The 16,020-nt window shown below is 69.0% G+C and carries 16 protein-coding genes; 5 read left to right on the top strand and 11 right to left on the bottom strand.

Going from position 1 to position 16,020, the window contains the following annotated elements:
- Nucleotides 1-453: a hypothetical protein gene (locus AC07OY_RS17005; RefSeq protein ID WP_495043792.1), complete on the top strand. Its 453-nt coding sequence runs from the start codon at nucleotides 1-3 to the stop codon at nucleotides 451-453.
- Here the strand turns inward: AC07OY_RS17005 and AC07OY_RS17000 are convergent.
- Nucleotides 436-1,857 (bottom strand): sensor histidine kinase, encoded by a 1,422-nt coding sequence (locus AC07OY_RS17000; protein ID WP_495043791.1) that lies wholly within the window; start codon nucleotides 1,855-1,857, stop codon nucleotides 436-438. The genes AC07OY_RS17005 and AC07OY_RS17000 overlap by 18 nt on opposite strands.
- A gap of 231 nt (nucleotides 1,858-2,088) precedes the next feature.
- Nucleotides 2,089-2,769 carry a response regulator transcription factor gene (locus tag AC07OY_RS16995; RefSeq protein ID WP_495043790.1) on the bottom strand — a complete coding sequence of 227 codons (681 nt, stop codon included), beginning with the start codon at nucleotides 2,767-2,769 and terminating at the stop codon, nucleotides 2,089-2,091.
- A gap of 126 nt (nucleotides 2,770-2,895) precedes the next feature.
- Between AC07OY_RS16995 and AC07OY_RS16990 the strand changes: the two genes are divergently transcribed.
- The 4 genes from AC07OY_RS16990 (at nucleotide 2,896) to AC07OY_RS16975 (ending at nucleotide 7,057) form a co-directional block, all read left to right on the top strand.
- Nucleotides 2,896-3,915 carry a porin gene (locus tag AC07OY_RS16990; protein WP_495043789.1) on the top strand — a complete coding sequence of 340 codons (1,020 nt, stop codon included), beginning with the start codon at nucleotides 2,896-2,898 and terminating at the stop codon, nucleotides 3,913-3,915.
- 158 nt (nucleotides 3,916-4,073) lie between these two features.
- On the top strand, nucleotides 4,074-5,036 hold the full coding sequence (locus AC07OY_RS16985; protein ID WP_495043788.1) for a Bug family tripartite tricarboxylate transporter substrate binding protein: 963 nt from the start codon (nucleotides 4,074-4,076) through the stop codon (nucleotides 5,034-5,036).
- Nucleotides 5,037-5,046: 10 nt separating this feature from the next.
- The gene (locus AC07OY_RS16980; RefSeq protein WP_495043787.1) at nucleotides 5,047-5,556 is read left to right on the top strand and encodes a tripartite tricarboxylate transporter TctB family protein; all 510 of its coding nucleotides are present in this window, start codon (nucleotides 5,047-5,049) and stop codon (nucleotides 5,554-5,556) included.
- A gap of 13 nt (nucleotides 5,557-5,569) precedes the next feature.
- The gene (locus AC07OY_RS16975) at nucleotides 5,570-7,057 is read left to right on the top strand and encodes a tripartite tricarboxylate transporter permease (protein WP_495043786.1); all 1,488 of its coding nucleotides are present in this window, start codon (nucleotides 5,570-5,572) and stop codon (nucleotides 7,055-7,057) included.
- On the opposite strand, the gene AC07OY_RS16970 is transcribed toward AC07OY_RS16975, so the two are convergent.
- The 9 genes from AC07OY_RS16970 to AC07OY_RS16930 form a co-directional block, all read right to left on the bottom strand.
- A complete protein-coding gene (locus tag AC07OY_RS16970) occupies nucleotides 7,041-9,332 on the bottom strand; it encodes a DEAD/DEAH box helicase (RefSeq protein WP_495043785.1) in 2,292 nt (763 codons plus the stop codon). The genes AC07OY_RS16975 and AC07OY_RS16970 overlap by 17 nt on opposite strands.
- A gap of 40 nt (nucleotides 9,333-9,372) precedes the next feature.
- Nucleotides 9,373-10,014, bottom strand: coding sequence for an RpiB/LacA/LacB family sugar-phosphate isomerase (locus AC07OY_RS16965; protein ID WP_495043784.1), 642 nt, complete (start codon nucleotides 10,012-10,014; stop codon nucleotides 9,373-9,375).
- A gap of 257 nt (nucleotides 10,015-10,271) precedes the next feature.
- Nucleotides 10,272-10,652, bottom strand: a complete 381-nt coding sequence (locus AC07OY_RS16960) for a YXWGXW repeat-containing protein (protein ID WP_495043783.1) — start codon at nucleotides 10,650-10,652, stop codon at nucleotides 10,272-10,274.
- Nucleotides 10,653-10,750: 98 nt separating this feature from the next.
- Nucleotides 10,751-11,188, bottom strand: coding sequence for a PaaI family thioesterase (locus tag AC07OY_RS16955; protein ID WP_495043782.1), 438 nt, complete (start codon nucleotides 11,186-11,188; stop codon nucleotides 10,751-10,753).
- 7 nt (nucleotides 11,189-11,195) lie between these two features.
- Complete coding sequence (locus AC07OY_RS16950) at nucleotides 11,196-11,987, bottom strand: SDR family oxidoreductase (RefSeq protein ID WP_495043781.1); 792 nt, start codon at nucleotides 11,985-11,987, stop codon at nucleotides 11,196-11,198.
- Nucleotides 11,988-11,998: 11 nt separating this feature from the next.
- The gene (locus AC07OY_RS16945; protein ID WP_495043780.1) at nucleotides 11,999-13,816 is read right to left on the bottom strand and encodes an acyl-CoA dehydrogenase; all 1,818 of its coding nucleotides are present in this window, start codon (nucleotides 13,814-13,816) and stop codon (nucleotides 11,999-12,001) included.
- A gap of 4 nt (nucleotides 13,817-13,820) precedes the next feature.
- Entirely contained in the window at nucleotides 13,821-14,252 is a 432-nt protein-coding gene (locus tag AC07OY_RS16940) for a PaaI family thioesterase (RefSeq protein WP_495043779.1), read from the bottom strand.
- Nucleotides 14,253-14,418: 166 nt separating this feature from the next.
- The gene (locus tag AC07OY_RS16935) at nucleotides 14,419-14,838 is read right to left on the bottom strand and encodes a PaaI family thioesterase (protein WP_495043778.1); all 420 of its coding nucleotides are present in this window, start codon (nucleotides 14,836-14,838) and stop codon (nucleotides 14,419-14,421) included.
- Nucleotides 14,839-14,843: 5 nt separating this feature from the next.
- Nucleotides 14,844-16,019, bottom strand: coding sequence for an acetyl-CoA C-acyltransferase (locus tag AC07OY_RS16930; RefSeq protein ID WP_495043777.1), 1,176 nt, complete (start codon nucleotides 16,017-16,019; stop codon nucleotides 14,844-14,846).
- Nucleotide 16,020 lies beyond the last annotated feature (1 nt).

Below are 16,020 nucleotides of genomic sequence, written 5' to 3'. Positions count from 1 at the left end.
ATGAGCCCGCGCATCGCCACACTCGCCCCCACCCAGCAAGCCCTGGGGGCGGCCCTGCACTATGTCGGCCACCGCCAGCCCTTCGCGGGCTTTCGCGCCCAGGACCTGATCCACACCGTCGCTGGCGAGATCGAACGCGGCCACTACCGCTTCGCCCTCGACGGACCGCGCGTCGTCGGCTATGTCGGCTGGGCCCTCTACGACGCCGACGTCGCCGAGCGCTGCGCCGCCGGCGGCCATGCGCCGCCCGCGCCCTCCGCAGCCCACGGGCGGGACGTGGTGTGGATACTCACGGCGGCCTCCTCATCGCCCGCCGCCTTCGTAGCCCTGGTGAAGGCGGTGCGTGCCCTCCACCCCACGCTGCAGATGATGGGGATACGGCACAAGGCCGACCGGCGCGTACTCTTCGACCGGCGGCCGCGCGACGAGGTCGCGCTACTGGAGCCCGCCTGAGGCCAGCGGCAGCCGCACGCGGGCATCCAGGCCCGACACGCGCTCGCCGTCCATGCGGTTGACCAGCTCGATCTGCCCGCCCAGCGAGTGCACCAGGGCCTGGCAGATCACCAGGCCCAGGCCCGAGCCCTTGCCGGCATCGCCCACGGCAAACGGCAGGAAGAGGCGGGCCTGCTGCTGCGGCGTCAGGCCCGGCCCGCCATCGGCGATCAGCAGCCGCGCCGTGCCGGCCTCGACCGACAGCGCGATGGCCAGCCGCCCGCCCGCCGGCGTGTGCTGGATGGCGTTGTGCAGCAGATTGCGGGTCAGCTCGCGCAGGGCCCATTCATGGCTGGCGACGGCGGCGGGTTCGGTGTGGATGTCGAAGTCCAGGCCCTGCTTGGCAATCAGCGGCGCCAGGTCCAGGGCCACGGCACGCGTGATCTCGGCCCAATCCTGCGTCGGCATGGCCTCGCCGGGCTGCCGCATCTGCTCGGCACGGGCCAGGGCCAGCATCTGGTTGGCCAGCTGGGTGGCGCGGTTCACCGTCGTGTCGATCTCGGCCAGGGCCTGCAGCGGCTCCACATCGCCCTGGCGGGCCGACTGCACCTGCACCTTGAGCACGGCCAGCGGCGTGCGCAGCTGATGCGAAGCGTCGCGCACAAAGCGCTTCTGATGCTCCAGCAGCCGGGCCTGGCGGGCCAGGGCCTCGTTGGTGGCGGCTATCAGCGGGGTCAGCTCGACGGGCAGGTCAGGCGCCTGCAGCGGGCTGAGGTCGTCGGCATCGCGGGCACGCAGGGCGGCGCTGAGCTCGCGCACCGGCCGCGTCGCGCGCTGCACCACGGTCCAGACGACGATGGCAATGACGGCCAGCAGGGCCGCCTGGCGCCACAGCGTGTGCAGCAGCACCTGGCGGGCCAGGCTGCGGCGCAGGTCCAGGGTCTCGGCGACCTGGATGGTGGCCAGGCCCATGCCGGTCTGGCCGGACACCGGCTGCAGCAGCACGGCCATGCGCACCGGCTCGCCGCGATAGACGTCGTCGTAGAAATCGACGAGGGCCGGATAGGCGCTCTGGTCGGGCAGCTTGCCGGTCCAGCTGGGCAGGTCGTCATAGCCCGACACCATCTCGCCCTGGAAGCCTCTCACCTTGAAGTAGAGACGGCTGCGGCCGTCGGTCTCGAAGGCCTCCAGAGCCGCATAGGGAACCGGCGCCACCAGCCGCGCCTGCTCGCCCTGCCCGTCCACGCCGAGCAGCTCGCCGATGGCCTTGGCCGAAGCCAGCAGCGTGCGGTCATAGGCCGTGTCGACGGCGGCCAGCGCGTCGCGATACAGGCTCACCGTGTTGATGGCCACGATGAGGCCGACCGGCAGCAGGATGCCCCACAGCAGCCGGGCGCGCATGGACAGGCGGGTTAGACGACGCATGACTTCAGTTGTCCGTTCCCGCATTCGGGCCGAGCGCCGGGCCGCTCCCTAGCCGGCCCGTCCTGGCGATGTGCTTGCCGGTCGATCCGGCAAGCATCGCCGCCCCCTCGGGGGCTGAGGCCGGACACATTGCGTCCAGTGGACGCGATGTGCCTGCGGAAGGGCTGCGACTCATGTCGCAGCGCGGCCTGCAAGGCCGGCCAAGGTACTCCTTGGACGAGGGGCTTCAGGTCAGTCATCGGGTTGCAGCAGATAGCCCAGGCCGCGCAGCGTCACCAGCTTGGCGCTGGACGGTGGCAGGCGCTTGCGCAGGCGATAGGCCACCACCTCGATGGCATCGGGCTGGGCGTCGGCCGCGTCGGCGAAGACCAGCTCGAACAGCTTGTCCTTGGCCACCGCCTGGCCCGGGCGCACCAGCAGGGCGCGCAGCAGCGCGGCCTCGCGGGGCGCCAGGTCCAGCGGCTGGCCCTGGTGGTAGACGGCGCCGCTCTCGACATCGGCGCGCAGGCCGCAGAAGCTCGGCGCATCGATGCTCCTGACCTCGCTCGCCTGGCCCTGGCGCCGCACCAGGGCGCGGATGCGGGCCTCCAGCTCGTCGAGGTCGAAGGGCTTGGGCAGGTAGTCGTCGGCGCCGGTGTTGAGGCCCAGGATGCGGTCGCCCAGGGTGCCACGCGCCGTGATGATGATGACGGGCGTCGTCAGCCCCTCGGCGCGCGCCTGGGCCAGCACGTCCAGGCCGTCCTGGCCGGGCATGGACAGGTCCAGCAGCACGACGTCGGGCACGCTGGCGCGCCAGCGGCTCAGCGCCTTGGCCCCGTCGTCGCAGATGACGACGCGAAAGCCGCGCCGCTCGAAGGACCTCTGCAGCGAGGTCTGCATCGCGGCGTTGTCCTCGATCACCAGCAGCTTCATGGGCCGGCAGGCTAGCACCGGGGGGGCCCTGCGCAGGGGCTGAGGTTTACCCCGACGCGCCGGACAGCGGATTGACAGCCTCGCTTTCCAGCATGGAGGCCCCAATAAGTACACAGGAGACAAAGGATGAAAGTCCCCATGAAGGCGCTCGCCTGCGCCGCCCTCGCCTGCAGCGCGAGCCTGGCCTCGGCCCAGCAGTCCAGCGTGACCATCTTCGGCGTGCTGGACGTCGGCGTGCAGCGCCTGAAGAACGGCAGCAAGACGCTGAACCTGGAGAGCATCGACGGCCTGCAGACCAGCCGCATCGGCTTTCGCGGCCAGGAATCCCTGGGCAACGGCCTGAGCGCCAGCTTCCACCTCGAAGGCGCCATCGGCCCCGACGTCGGCGCGGGCGGAGACTGGCGCCGCCGCGCGACCGTCAGCCTTGCCAGCAAGGAGGCCGGTGAAATCCGTTTGGGCCGCGACTACACGCCCACCTTCTGGAACATCAGCCGCTTCAATGCCTTCGGCACCAACGGCGTCGGCGCGGCCAGCAACCTGGTCTATGGCTTCGACGGCGTCTCGGGCACTTCCAAGACCGTCATCCGGTCGGACAACTCCGTCGGCTACTTCCTGCCCGAGGGCCTGGGCGGCGTCTATGGCCAGGCCATGGTGGCGGCCGGCGAAGGCACGACGGGCCGCTATGTCGGCGCGCGCATCGGCTGGGCCGGCAACGGCCTGGACGTCGCCCTGGGCGTGTCGGAGACGGACAACACGTTGGCCAAGGACAAGTTCAAGGTCACCAACCTCGGCGGCAGCTACACCGTCGGTCCCGTGAAGCTGCTGGGCCTGTACCACGTCAGCAAGCTGATGACGCGCGAGCAGAAGAACTACGTCATCGGCGCCCACTACTCGGTGGGCTCCGGAATCATCCGCGCCAGCTATGTGAACGCCCATTCGCGTAACAGCGCCAACGGTGAGGACTACACCGGTAAGCTCTTCGCCGTGGGCTATGTGCACAACCTGTCCAAGCGGACGTCGCTCTACACGACCTTCTCCAAGGTCGACAACAGCAAGACCGGCCGCTTCCTGATTCCCGGCGGCTCGGCCATCATCGCGGGACAGGATTCGACCGGCCTCGAGGCCGGCATCTACCACTCGTTCTGAAACAGAGCCCCTCGTCCAAGGAGTACCTTGGCCGGTCCCCCGAGGGGACGACGATGCTTGCAGCATTGAGCTGCAAGCACATCGCCCAAGGCGGGCCGGCTAGGGAGCGGCCCGGCGCTCGGCCCGCAAGTGCAATGATCTGAAAAACGGAGACAACCATGCGTCGCGACACCTTCCTCAAGTCCCTGGCGGCCCTGGCCGCCGCCGGCGCATGGCCCCTGTCGGCCAGCGCGGCCGGCGTGCCCATGAAGATGATGATTCCGGCCAACCCCGGCGGCGGCTGGGACACCACCGGCCGCGCCTTCGGCAAGGCCCTGCAGGACGCGGGACTCGCGTCTTCGGTTCAGTTCGAAAACAAGGGCGGCGCGGCCGGCGCCCTGGGCCTGGCCCAGTTCGTCAATGCCAGCAAGGGCGACCCGCATGCCCTGCTCGTCATGGGCGCCGTCATGCTGGGCGGCATCATCACCGGCAAGCCGCCGGTCAATCTGTCACAGGCCACGCCGATCGCGCGCCTGATCAGCGAATACAACGTCTTCGTCGTCCATGCGGCCTCGCCGCTGAAGTCGATGAAGGACGTCATCGAGCAGCTGAAGAAGGACCCCGGCAGCGTCAAGTGGGGCGGCGGCTCGCGCGGCGCCACCGAGCACATCGCGGCGGCCATGATCGCCCGCGATGTCGGCGTCGACGCGGCCAAGATCAACTACGTGCCCTTCCGTGGCGGCGGTGAAGCGGTAGCCGCCATCCTGGGCGGCAACGTGACCATCGGTGGCAGCGGCTTCAGCGAGTTCCAGCCCTATCTGGAGAGCGGCAAGATGCGCGCCATCGCCGTCACGGCGCCGCAGCGCATCAAGGGCGTGGACGCGCCGACGCTGAAAGAGCTCGGCATCAATGTCGAGATCGGCAACTGGCGCGGCCTGTACGCGCCGCCTGGCATCAGCGCCGATCAGCGCAAGGCCCTGACCGACATGGTCGTGCAGGCCACCAAGAGCAAGAGCTGGGCGGAGTCCATCGACAAGAACGCCTGGACGCCGGCGCTGATGGCCGGACCGGAGTTCGACGCTTTTGTCGACCGCGAGTTCGCGACGCTGCGCGCCATCATGGTCAAGTCCGGAATGATTTGAGGCCCTCCTCATGAGCAGCAGTCCTTCCGTGACCGGCCAGACCCTGGTCGGCGTCGGCGCCGTCCTCATCGGCGCCGTGATGGCCTATGGCGCCACCTTCATCTCGTCGGAAGCCGGCTATGCCGGCGTCGGCCCCAACGCCCTGCCCTGGCTGGTGTCGGTGGTGCTGATGGTTTGCGGCGCCTGGCTGGTCTGGGAGGCGCGCAGCGGCGGCTATCGCGAGATGGAGGCGCCCTCGGGCGCCGAACGCGCCGACTGGCATGCGGTGGCCTGGGTGGTCGCCGGCGTCGTCGCCAACGCCAGCCTCATCACGACGCTGGGCTTCATCCTGGCCTGCGCCCTGTGCTTCGCGCTGGCCGTGCGCGGCCTGCGCATCGCCGAGGGCAAGCCGGGCGGCGCAATGAAGGCCAGCCTGATCGACCTCGCCACCGGCATCTGCATCTCGGCGCCGGTGTTCTGGCTCTTCACCAAGCTGCTGGCCATCAACCTGCCCGGCCTGACCACCAGCGGCTGGCTGTGAGGAGGCCCACCCCATGACTGATCTCTGGACCCAACTGCTCGGCGGCTTCGCCACCGCCGGCACGCCCGTCAACCTGATGTGGGCCTTCCTCGGCTGCGTCATCGGCACGGCCATCGGCGTGCTGCCCGGCCTCGGCCCGGCGGTGACGGTGGCCATGCTGCTGCCCATCACGACCCAGGTCGAGCCCACCGCCTCGATGATCTTCTTCGCCGGCATCTACTACGGTGCGATGTACGGCGGCTCCACCACCTCCATCCTGCTGAACACCCCCGGCGAGACCGGCACCATGGTGACGGCCATGGAGGGCTTCAAGATGGCCAGGAACGGCCGCGCCGGCGCGGCCCTGGCCACCGCGGCCATCGGCTCCTTCGTGGCCGGCACCATCGCCACCGTGCTGGTCACGCTGTTCGCACCCGTGGTGGCCGACTTCGCCGTCACCCTCGGCCCGCCCGAGTACTTCCTGCTGATGCTGCTGGCCTTCACGACGGTCAGCGCCGTGCTGGGCAAGAGCACGCTGCGCGGCATGACCTCGCTCTTCATCGGCCTGGCCCTGGGGCTGATCGGCCTGGACCAGATCACCGGCCAGGTGCGCTACACCGGCGGCGTGCCCGAATTCATGGACGGCATCGAGACCGTGCTGGTCGCCGTCGGCCTGTTCGCCGTCGGGGAGACCCTCTACCTGGCGCTGTACGAGGGGCGCAGCACCACCAACCTCAACCGCATGGGCAGCGTGCACATGACCTGGCAGGAATGGAAGCGCTCCATCCCGGCCTGGCTGCGCGGCACGGCCATCGGCTTCCCCTTCGGCACCATCCCCGCCGGCGGCTCGGAGATCCCGACCTTCCTGAGCTACGCCACCGAGCGCAAGCTCAGCAAGCACAAGGAAGAGTTCGGCACGACAGGCGCCATCGAGGGCGTGGCCGGCCCGGAAGCGGCCAACAATGCAGCCGTGACGGCGACGCTGGTGCCGCTGCTGACGCTCGGCATCCCGACCTCGGTCACCGCCGCCATCCTGCTCAGCGCGCTGCAGAACTACGGCATCCAGGCCGGCCCGCAGCTGTTCACCACCTCGTCGGCCCTGGTGTGGGCGCTGATCGCGTCCCTCTACATCGGCAACATCATGCTGCTGGTGCTGAACCTGCCGCTGGTGGGCCTGTGGGTCAAGCTGCTGAAGATCCCGCGGCCGCAGCTGTATGCCGGCATCCTGATCTTCGCCACCGTCGGCGTCTACGGCATGCGCCAGAGCGCCTTCGACCTCTTCCTGATGCTGGGCCTGGGCCTGATGGGCGTCGTCATGCGGCGCTTCGACTTCCCGACCGCGCCCGTCGTCGTCGGCATGATCCTCGGCCCGCTGGCCGAAGCGCAGGGTCGCAATGCGCTGTCCATCGGCAGCGGACACTGGAGCGTCTTCATCGAGAGGCCGCTGTCCATCGGCTTGCTGGCGGTGCTGGCCGCGGTGCTGGTGCTGCCGCGGGCCTGGAAGCTCATGCGTCGTCGCTGAATTCATCGGCGAGCGGCGCCAGCAGCAGGTTCAGCTCGGGCGCCGTGAACTTGGCGAGCATGGCGCCGTCGTCGCTGCCCAGCAGCCCGTCGGCCAGCGCCTTCTTGCGTGCCTGCAGCTCCAGCATGCGCTCCTCGATGCTGCCCTGGGCCACGAGCTGGTAGACGAAGACGGGCTGGTCCTGGCCGATGCGATGGGCCCGCGCGCTGGCCTGGGCCTGCACCGCCGGGTTCCACCAGGGGTCGACATGGATGACGGTGTCGGCCGCCGTCAGGTTGAGTCCGACACCACCGGCCTTGAGGCTGGCCAGCAGGATGGGCTCCTCGCGGGCCTGAAACCGGCGCACGACCTCGCCGCGCTGTGATGCCGGCGTCTCGCCGGTCAGGCGCAGATGGGCCAGACCCAAACGCTGCAGTTCAGCGGCGATCAGGCCCAGCATCTCGGTGAACTGCGAGAACACCAGGAGACGCCGGCCCTGGGCGACGAAGTCGGGCAGGTGCTCGCGCAGCCATTCCAGCTTGGCGCGCTCGACGAAGGCCGGCATGTCCACACCCTTGAGCAGCAGAGGGTCGCAGCAGACCTGGCGCAGCTTGAGCATCGCGTCGAGCACGCTGATGAGGCTGGTCGGCGTGAAGCCGTCGCGCTGCAGGATGCGCCGGATCATGTGGTCGGCCGCGACGCGCACGCTCTCGTAGAGCTGCTTCTGCTGGCCCACCAGCGTGACGCGCTTGACCAGCTCGGTCAGCGGCGGCAGCTCGGTCGCGACTTCGGTCTTCAGACGCCGCAGGATGAAGGGCCGCACCCGGGCCGCCAGCAAGCGGGCGCGCGGGCCGTCGCGGTTGATCTCGATGGGCTTGCGCCAGTGCCGGGCGAAGTTGCGCGAATCGCCGAGGAAGCCGGGCATCAGCAGGTCGAACAGCGACCACAGCTCGCCGAGATGGTTCTCCAGCGGCGTGCCGGTCAAGGCCAGGCGGTGGCGGGTGTTGAGCCGGCGCAGCGCGCGGGCGGCGCGGGCCTGGGCGTTCTTGACCGACTGGGCTTCATCGAGGATGAGCAGATGCCAGGGCTGGGCCGCCAGCGTGCGCAGGTCGCGCCAGACCAGGTTGTAGGTGCTGAGCACGATGTCGGCATCGGCGAGCGAGACCGCCGCGCGGTCGGCGCCATGCCAGGTCACCAGCTTGAGCCCTGGCGCGATGCGCGCCGCCTCCTGCCGCCAATTGAAGAGCAGCGAGGTGGGCACGATGACCAGGGCGGGCCTGTCCAGGCGGCCGGCCTGCTTCTCGGTCCAGATGTGGGCCAGTGCCTGCGCCGTCTTGCCCAGGCCCATGTCGTCGGCCAGGATGCCAGCGAGGCCCTGCTCACGCAGGTATTGCAGCCAGGCCAGGCCGTGCAGCTGGTAGGGGCGCAGCTGCAGGCCCAGGCCGGCGGGCTGATCCAGCGTCATCGGCTCACCGGCTGCCAGCAGGCGCCGGCCCAGGGCCTTCAGCCCGGCGTCGCCATGGATCTGCCAGCGCCCTCGCCCCTCGTCCTCGATGCAGCGGACGCGGTCGGCGTCCCACTCGTCGAGCTTGAGGGGCTTGCCCTTCTCCAGCTCCGCCGGCTTGAGCAGGTCCAGCAGGGCCAGCATGATGGCCTTCAGCGGTGCGGCGGGCGTGTGATAGCGGCGGCCGCCGGGAGCCCGCAGCGAAATGAGGGCGTCGTCCTCGATGGCGCCAATCGCGGCGGCATCCAGCCAGCGCTTGTCCTTGCGCAGCAGGTTGGCGATCAGCGGTGCCAGGTCGATGCGCTGGCCGTCGACCTCGATGCCGAGGCTGACCAGCCAGGCGCCCGTGCGGCGCTCCAGGCCCAGGCCTTCGACACGGCGGCTGGGCTTGGGCGCTGCTTCGCCGTTGTCTTCGGTCAGGCCGAGCTGCCAGCCGCTGACGAACTGGCTGTGGTGGGCAAAGCCCGGCTCGGTCGTGACCTGCCAGCCGAGCGCGAGAAGCTCCGGCAGCTTCTCGGCATGGAAGTCGCCGAAGAACTCTTCCTGGACCAGGGTCCAGAGGGATTCGCCGCCCAGAGCCGGCGGCGTGCCACGCCATTGCAGCAGGGCCGGATCCAGAGCGATCAGGCCCAGCTTCACCAATACCTGCTCGGCGTCGGCATCCCGCCGCGCCAGCGTCGCCACCGTCACCTGCTCGCCCCGGGGGCCCAGCGGACCGCGCGGGCGCAGGCCCAGCAGGCCGTCGCCGCGCGTCAGCGTGCGCAGCGTGAGGTGGGGCGGTGGAGCAGGCATCGCGACAGTCTCGCAGGCCGCGAGACCGTCGCGAGGCAGATCAAGACTTCAGGACAGACTTGATGTGCGAAGCGATCGCATCATCCTGGCAGTTCGTGAAGAACAGTTCCTGGAACTTCTCGCCCGACACGGCGGCCTTCAGCAGGTCCTGGTCGACGGCCTTCAGCGTGGTCAGCATGTCCTTGCAGGAGGCAGCCTTCAGGTCCTTCAGGATGCCGCGGTTCTTGGCCATGATGGCGGCGCGTTCCTTGGGATAGCCGGCGCCGCGCTCGTTCTCGAGCAGCTTGCGGTAGCAGTCCTGCAGGTTCAGCTCGGCCGCCCAGCCGAAGCCCTTGGCATAGGGCATGGACATGCAGTTGCCGTCGTTGATCTGGCCGAACAGGAAGGCGTCGGTCGGGTCGATGACCAGGCCGCAGAACACGCCGGGCATGCTGTTGCAGGCCAGCATGGAGCCCATGCCGGTGCCGCAGCCGGTGACGACGAAGTCGGCGGCCTTGGAGTTCAGCAGGATGCCGGCCAGCAGGCCGTTCATCACATAGGTCAGCGAGGCCTTGTCTTCCGGCGTGTACATGCCGTAGTGGTGGACGCTGTGGCCCAGCGGCTCGGCGACGGTCTTGAGGGCGTTGTGGACGATCTCGGACTTGGCGGCCTGGCTGTTCTCGATGATGAGGGCGATCTTCATGGCGGGTGGCTTTCGGGCGGAATGAGGGCGAGGCGGCTCAAGAACCGCCCGGTGCAGGGGCTTGGTCGCTCGGGCCAGAGGGGCCTCGAGCGCGGGCCGTCATGCCAGGTGATCGGGCGCGGACGGCATGGTCCGCGTCCACCTGGCCAACCGCGCACCCCGGAGCGGGGCGCAGACGCTGGCGCTATTGTGCCAAATTTTGGAACGCCGTTTCATAACGCCGCTCAAGCCCCGCATTTGATGCTGGGCTTGCCGCATCAACGGCGGTGGGGATCGTGGGGCCGGTGATCGGCACCGTTGGGCACGCCGTCACGGTCGGCATCACCGCGGGCCCAGCCGCCGCGCCGCAGTTCCCAGTGGCCGTCGCGCTCCATCCAGGCGGGCTGGTTGTACATATAGCCGCGGCGCTCCTTCACCCAGACGCCCTGCTGCCAGACGTGGCGGCGGCCGTTCCAGTTCCAGTAGCCGGGCACCCAGACATAGCCCCGGCGCGCGGCCGGCATCACTTCATGACGCAGCGGCGGCGGTGCAGTCCGGATGGACACGCTGACCTGTGCCACGGCTGCGGTCGGAAGCGCCACCGTCCCGAAGGCGCAGCTGGCGACCAGGCAGGAAGCAAGGAGGGTTCTGTTGAGCATGAAGATCTCCAAGTGACAGGAGGTCATTCAACGACTGGCCCCGGCGCGCGGTGGTCGGACAAGCGCCCGTCGCGCCGCAAAGTTCTGCAAAGCGGGCCTCAGTCGCCCTCACCGCCCAGGGGCTTCAGCTGCCGCCCTGCCGGCAATGCCCGCAGGTATTTGAAGGTGCCGGTGGCATGGGCGCAGAGCTTGTCGTCCGCGCCGAACACCGAGCCCTCGCAGAAGGCCATGGTCGTGGAGCGGTGCAGCAGCTTGCCCACCGCCCGCAGTTCGCCCTCGCCCGGGCGCATGAAGCTGGTCTTCATCTCCACCGTGACGACGCCGGGCCCGAGGTCTGGCAGATGCCGGTTCACGCTGCGGGCCGCGTGGGCCATGGCCACGTCCAGCAGCGTCATCACGACGCCACCGTGGGCCACGCGCCAGGAGTTCAGATGCTGATCGCTGATCGTCAGCCTCAGCTCGGCCTCGCCGTCGCCGACGCTGTGCAGCTGGAAGCCGAGTTGCTGGACGAAGGGGATGTGGACCGGGAACTCCATCCGCCCATCATCCTCCATGGATGGCCGACACGCCGCCATCCACCGCCAGGATCTGACCCGTGATGTGCTTGCCGGCCTTGGACGCAAACAGCAGGGCGGCGCCCTTGAGGTCGTCGTCGTCGCCGATGCGATTCAGCGGTGCGTGGGAGGCCATCTTGTCCTCGCCGATGGTGGCCAGCAGGCCCTTGGTCATCTTGCTCGGGAAGAAGCCCGGCGCCAGCGCATTGACTGTGATGCCGTACTGGCCCCACTCACCCGCCAGCGCGCGCGTGAAGTTCACGGCGGCGCCCTTGCTCGTGTTGTAGGCGATGGTCTTCATGACGGCCGAGTTGCCGCCCAGGCCGGCGATGGAGGCCACGTTGATGATGCGGCCCGATTTGCGCGGGATCATGCTGGCCTTGGCCACTGCCTGCGCGAACACGAACAGGCTGCGGATGTTCAGGTCCATGACCTTGTCCCAGGCCTCGATGGGGTGTTCCTCGGCGGGCGCGCCCCAGCTGGCGCCGGCATTGTTGACGAGGATGTCGATCTGGCCAAGGCGCTCCATGGTCTCCATGACGACGCGCTGCGCGTCCTCTTCCTTGGCGGCGTCGGCCGCGACCCAGCGCGTGTCGATGCCGCGCGCCTGCAGATGAGCCGCGGCTTCTTCCAGGTCGGCCGCCTTGCGCGACGTCAGCATGATCTTGGCGCCGGCTTCGCCCAGCGCTTCGGCGATCTGCAGGCCCAGGCCGCGCGAGCCGCCGGTGACGAGGGCCACCTGGCCGCTGAGGTCGAAGAGGTCTTGGACTTTGGTGCTCATGGAAGGTCTCCTTAGAAATACTCAGCGCGCATTTCGCGGCACAGCGGCTCGCGGCGGGCAACGACGTCGAGCCAGGCGCCGATCTTGGGCAGCTCGTAGGCAAAGAAATAGCGGGCCGCGGCGCGCTTGCCGTGGGCGAAGTCGCTGTCGCCATGCACGCTCAGCACGACGTCCAGCCAGATCCAGGCCAGCACGGTGTGGCCGAAGGCCTGCAGATACGGCGTCGCATTGGCCAGGGCTTCTTCCGGCTCGCCGGTGCTCCAGGCCTTCTTGGTGGCACCGCCGACCTGCGCGAGCGCAGCGGCCAGCTGGTTGGCCTGCGGTGCCCAGTCAGTCTGCATCGCGCGCTCGATGGTGGCCTGCACCTTCTGGGCCAAGGCCGCCAGCGAGGCCCCGCCCTGCTGCACGACCTTGCGGCCCAGCAGGTCCAGGGCCTGGATGCCGTGCGTCCCCTCGTGGATCATGTTCAGGCGCTGGTCGCGCCAGAGCTGCTCGACGGGGAAGTCACGCGTGTAGCCATAGCCGCCCAGCACCTGGATGGCCAGCGAGTTGCCCTCCAGGCACCACTCGCTGGGCCAGCTCTTGGCGATGGGGATGAGGACGTCCAGCAAGGCCTGGGCCTCGGCCTTGCGAGTTGCATCCAGGCTGGTGTTCAGCTCGTCGACCAGGCGGGCGCAGTAGAGCTCGAAGGCCAGGCCGCCCTCGACATAGCTCTTCTGCGCCAGCAGCATGCGGCGCACGTCGGCGTGTTCGATGATGGGCCGCTGCGGGCTGGCGGCATCCTTGCCGGCGGCCGTCATCGCACGGCCCTGCGGGCGCTGTTTGGCGTACTCCAGGCTGGCCTCATAGCCGGCATAGCCCAGCATCACGGCGCCGAGGCCGACGCCGATGCGCATCTCGTTCATCATGAAGAACATGCAGCGCAGGCCCTCGCCGGGCTTGCCGACGAGATAGCCGACCGCGCCGGCCTTGCCGCCGGGCTGGAACTTGCCCTCACCAAAGTTCAGCAGGCAGTTGGTGGTGCCGCGATGGCCGAGCTTGTGGTTCAAGCCTGCCAAAGCGATGTCGTTGCGCTCGCCGGTCAGTTGGCCGTCGGCACCCACCATCTGCTTGGGCACGATGAAGAGGGAGATGCCCTTGGTGCCCGGGATCAGCTTGCCGTCCGGGCCCGGCACCTTGGCCAGCACCAGATGCACGATGTTGCCGCGCAGCTCATGCTCGCCGCCCGAGATCCACATCTTGTTGCCGCGCAGGCGGTAGCGGGCGCCCAGCGGGTCGCTCTCGTCTTCCAGCTCGGCACGCGTGACCACATCGGACAGCGACGAGCCGGCCTGCGGTTCCGACAGGCACATGGTGCCGAACCACTCGCCCGCCAGCAGCGTCTTGGCGAAGACCTCGCGCTGGCGCTCGCTGCCATGCTCCATCAGCAAATTGGCATTGCAGGTCGTCAGCACGGCGTAGGAGCCGGCGTGGACATTGGCCTTGCTGACGAAGGTGTTGGCCGCCGTCTCGACGAGGCAGGGCAGCTGCATGCCGCCGACGTCGTAGTCATGCGTCGCGGACAGCATGCCGGACTCGACCAGGGCGTTGACCGCCTCCAGCGTCGCCGCCGGCAGGTGCACGCGCTCGCCATGTTCATCCACAACCACGCGCGGCTCCTCGGTATCCATCAGCCGGTAGCTGGGCGCGAACTTCTCGCGGGCGATGCGCTCGCAGGTGTCCAGCACCGCGCCGAAGGTCTCGCGGGAATGATCGGCAAAGCGCTCGCGGGCCGTCAGGTCGGCGGCGTGCAGCCAGTCGTAGAGCAGGAAGTCCAGGGTTTCGCGCATGAGGCTATTCCGCCTTGTTAGCGGCCTTGGTGAGGGCCATGGTGCCGCTGGCCTTGGCCACGAGCCTGCGCTCGCCGCCCTGCACCGCGTACACCTCGGCCTCGGTGAATGAAACCTGTCGGCCGGGCTTGATGACCCAGGCCTCGCATTCCAGCCGCTCGCCGCTGGCGCCGCGCAGCAGGCTGGTCTTGAATTCCGCCGTCAGCACCCAGTGGCCGTCCGCGGCCATCGTTTGCGCTGCCGCGCCCATCGAGTGATCGGCCAAGGCGGCGACAACGCCGGCATGGACGACGCCGGTGTGCTGGCAATGGCGCCTGGCCACCACCAGCTGCGTGCTCACCCGGCCCGGCTCGACGGCCATGGGCTCCACGCCCAGGTCGACCATGAAGGGCGCCGAGCGGAAGAAGCCGCGCAGCGTGTCGAGGTCCACTTGCATTCAAACCATCCCTGTCAGCCGGGTGTTCCGGGCCGAGCGCTGGGCCGCTCCCGAGCCGGCCCGCCTGAGGCTGCTTGCGGCTCTATGCCGTGAGCAGCCTCGTCCCCACGGGGGACCGACCAGGTTCGCGCGCGTTCAGCGTCGCGAGGATGGGCGAGGGGCATCATCACGCCAGGCGGACGATGGTGCCCTGGGCGAGCGCGCAGAGCTTTTCCACGCCGTCCTTGACGGCATAGACCTCGCAGCAGCACACCGCCTGGCTCTTGCTGGCGGACTTGGCCTCGGCGCGCGCGATCAGGCGCTCGCCCACGGCCGGACGCACATAGTTGATCTTGAACTCCGAGGTCACGACGGGCATGGCCAGCACGGTGCCGCCGGCAAAGGTCAGCGCGTTGTCGGCCAGATAGCTGACCACGCCGCCATGCGCAAAGCCGTTGTTCTGCAGATGCTCGGGCTTGAGCGCCAACTGCAGATCCGCCTTGCCTGCCGACATGGCCGCGACCTCGGCGCCCAGCAGCCGGCTGAACGGCTGCTGGCCCAGGACGTCGCGGCCCAGCTGCAGAAGGACCTCTGGAGAGACGGCCATGGTCCTCAGAGCACCTCGAACACGCCCGCGGCACCCATGCCGCCGCCGATGCACATGGTCACGCAGACGCGCTTGGCGCCGCGGCGCTTGCCTTCGATGAGGGCATGGCCGGTCAGGCGCTGGCCCGACACGCCGTAAGGGTGGCCGACGGCGATGGCACCGCCGTTGACGTTGAGCTTGTCCATCGGGATGCCCAGCGTGTCGGCGCAGTACAGCACCTGCACGGCGAAGGCCTCGTTCAGTTCCCACAGGTCGATGTCGGCGACCGTCAGGCCCAGCTTCTTCAGCACCTTGGGCACGGCGAACACGGGGCCGATGCCCATCTCGTCCGGCTCGCAGCCCGCCACCGCAAAGCCGAGGAAGCGGCCCAGCGGCTTGAGGTTGTGCGTGGACGCGTATTGCTCGCTGACCAGCGCGCAGGCGCCGGCGCCGTCGCTGAACTGGCTGGCATTGCCGGCAGTGATCAGCCCGCCGGGCACGGCCGAGCGCAGGCCCTGGATGCCTTCGTAGGTCGTGCCTTCGCGCAGGCCCTCGTCGGCGCTGACGGTCACTTCCTTGCTCATCATGCCCATGACCTTGTCGGCCACGCCCATGGTCGCGGTGACGGAGATGATCTCGTCGTTGAACAGGCCGGCGGCTTGGGCGGCGCAGGCCTTCTGCTGGCTGCCGGCGCCGTAGTGGTCCATGCGTTCGCGCGAGATGTTGTAGCGCTTGGCCACGTTCTCGGCGGTCTGCAGCATGTTCCAGTAGATCTCGGGCTTGATCTTCAGCAGGGCCGGGTCGGCCAGCATGTGATTGTTCATTTCCTGCTGCACGCAGGAGATGCTTTCCACGCCGCCGGCGATATAGACATCGCCCTCTCCCGCAATGATGCGCTGGGCGGCCATGGCGATGGTCTGCAGGCCGCTGGAGCAGAAGCGGTTGATGGTGACGCCGCTCACCGTGACCGGCAGGCCGGCCTTCAGTGCGATCTGGCGCGCGATGTTGGCGCCGGTGGCGCCCTCGGGGTTGGCGCAGCCCATCAGCACGTCTTCGATGGCGCCGCCATCGATGCCGGCGCGCTCGACGGCCGCCTTGACGGCATGGCCGCCCAGCGTCGCGCCATGGGTCATGTTGAACGCGCCCTTCCAGCTCTTGGTCAGCGGGGTGCGGGCGGTGGAGACGATCAGTGCGTTGCTCATG

It is taken from the genome of Roseateles sp. GW821-FHT09H10, assembly GCF_059415865.1.
The sequence above is the reverse complement of the archived record's forward strand: the minus strand, read 5'-3'. Positions and strand labels throughout refer to the sequence as shown.

Excerpts from the sequence above, each read along its gene's own strand:
- AC07OY_RS17000 (WP_495043791.1), bottom strand. The coding sequence starts at position 1,857 with ATGCGTCGTCTAACCCGCCTGTCCATGCGCGCCCGGCTGCTGTGGGGC.
- AC07OY_RS16940 (WP_495043779.1), bottom strand. The coding sequence starts at position 14,252 with ATGCAAGTGGACCTCGACACGCTGCGCGGCTTCTTCCGCTCGGCGCCC.
- AC07OY_RS16995 (WP_495043790.1), bottom strand. The coding sequence starts at position 2,769 with ATGAAGCTGCTGGTGATCGAGGACAACGCCGCGATGCAGACCTCGCTG.
- AC07OY_RS16935 (WP_495043778.1), bottom strand. The coding sequence starts at position 14,838 with ATGGCCGTCTCTCCAGAGGTCCTTCTGCAGCTGGGCCGCGACGTCCTG.
- AC07OY_RS16965 (WP_495043784.1), bottom strand. The coding sequence starts at position 10,014 with ATGAAGATCGCCCTCATCATCGAGAACAGCCAGGCCGCCAAGTCCGAG.
- AC07OY_RS16960 (WP_495043783.1), bottom strand. The coding sequence starts at position 10,652 with ATGCTCAACAGAACCCTCCTTGCTTCCTGCCTGGTCGCCAGCTGCGCC.
- AC07OY_RS16980 (WP_495043787.1), top strand. The coding sequence starts at position 5,047 with ATGAGCAGCAGTCCTTCCGTGACCGGCCAGACCCTGGTCGGCGTCGGC.
- AC07OY_RS16985 (WP_495043788.1), top strand. The coding sequence starts at position 4,074 with ATGCGTCGCGACACCTTCCTCAAGTCCCTGGCGGCCCTGGCCGCCGCC.
- AC07OY_RS17005 (WP_495043792.1), top strand. The coding sequence starts at position 1 with ATGAGCCCGCGCATCGCCACACTCGCCCCCACCCAGCAAGCCCTGGGG.
- AC07OY_RS16950 (WP_495043781.1), bottom strand. The coding sequence starts at position 11,987 with ATGAGCACCAAAGTCCAAGACCTCTTCGACCTCAGCGGCCAGGTGGCC.
- AC07OY_RS16975 (WP_495043786.1), top strand. The coding sequence starts at position 5,570 with ATGACTGATCTCTGGACCCAACTGCTCGGCGGCTTCGCCACCGCCGGC.
- AC07OY_RS16970 (WP_495043785.1), bottom strand. The coding sequence starts at position 9,332 with ATGCCTGCTCCACCGCCCCACCTCACGCTGCGCACGCTGACGCGCGGC.
- AC07OY_RS16930 (WP_495043777.1), bottom strand. The coding sequence starts at position 16,019 with ATGAGCAACGCACTGATCGTCTCCACCGCCCGCACCCCGCTGACCAAG.
- AC07OY_RS16955 (WP_495043782.1), bottom strand. The coding sequence starts at position 11,188 with ATGGAGTTCCCGGTCCACATCCCCTTCGTCCAGCAACTCGGCTTCCAG.
- AC07OY_RS16945 (WP_495043780.1), bottom strand. The coding sequence starts at position 13,816 with ATGCGCGAAACCCTGGACTTCCTGCTCTACGACTGGCTGCACGCCGCC.
- AC07OY_RS16990 (WP_495043789.1), top strand. The coding sequence starts at position 2,896 with ATGAAAGTCCCCATGAAGGCGCTCGCCTGCGCCGCCCTCGCCTGCAGC.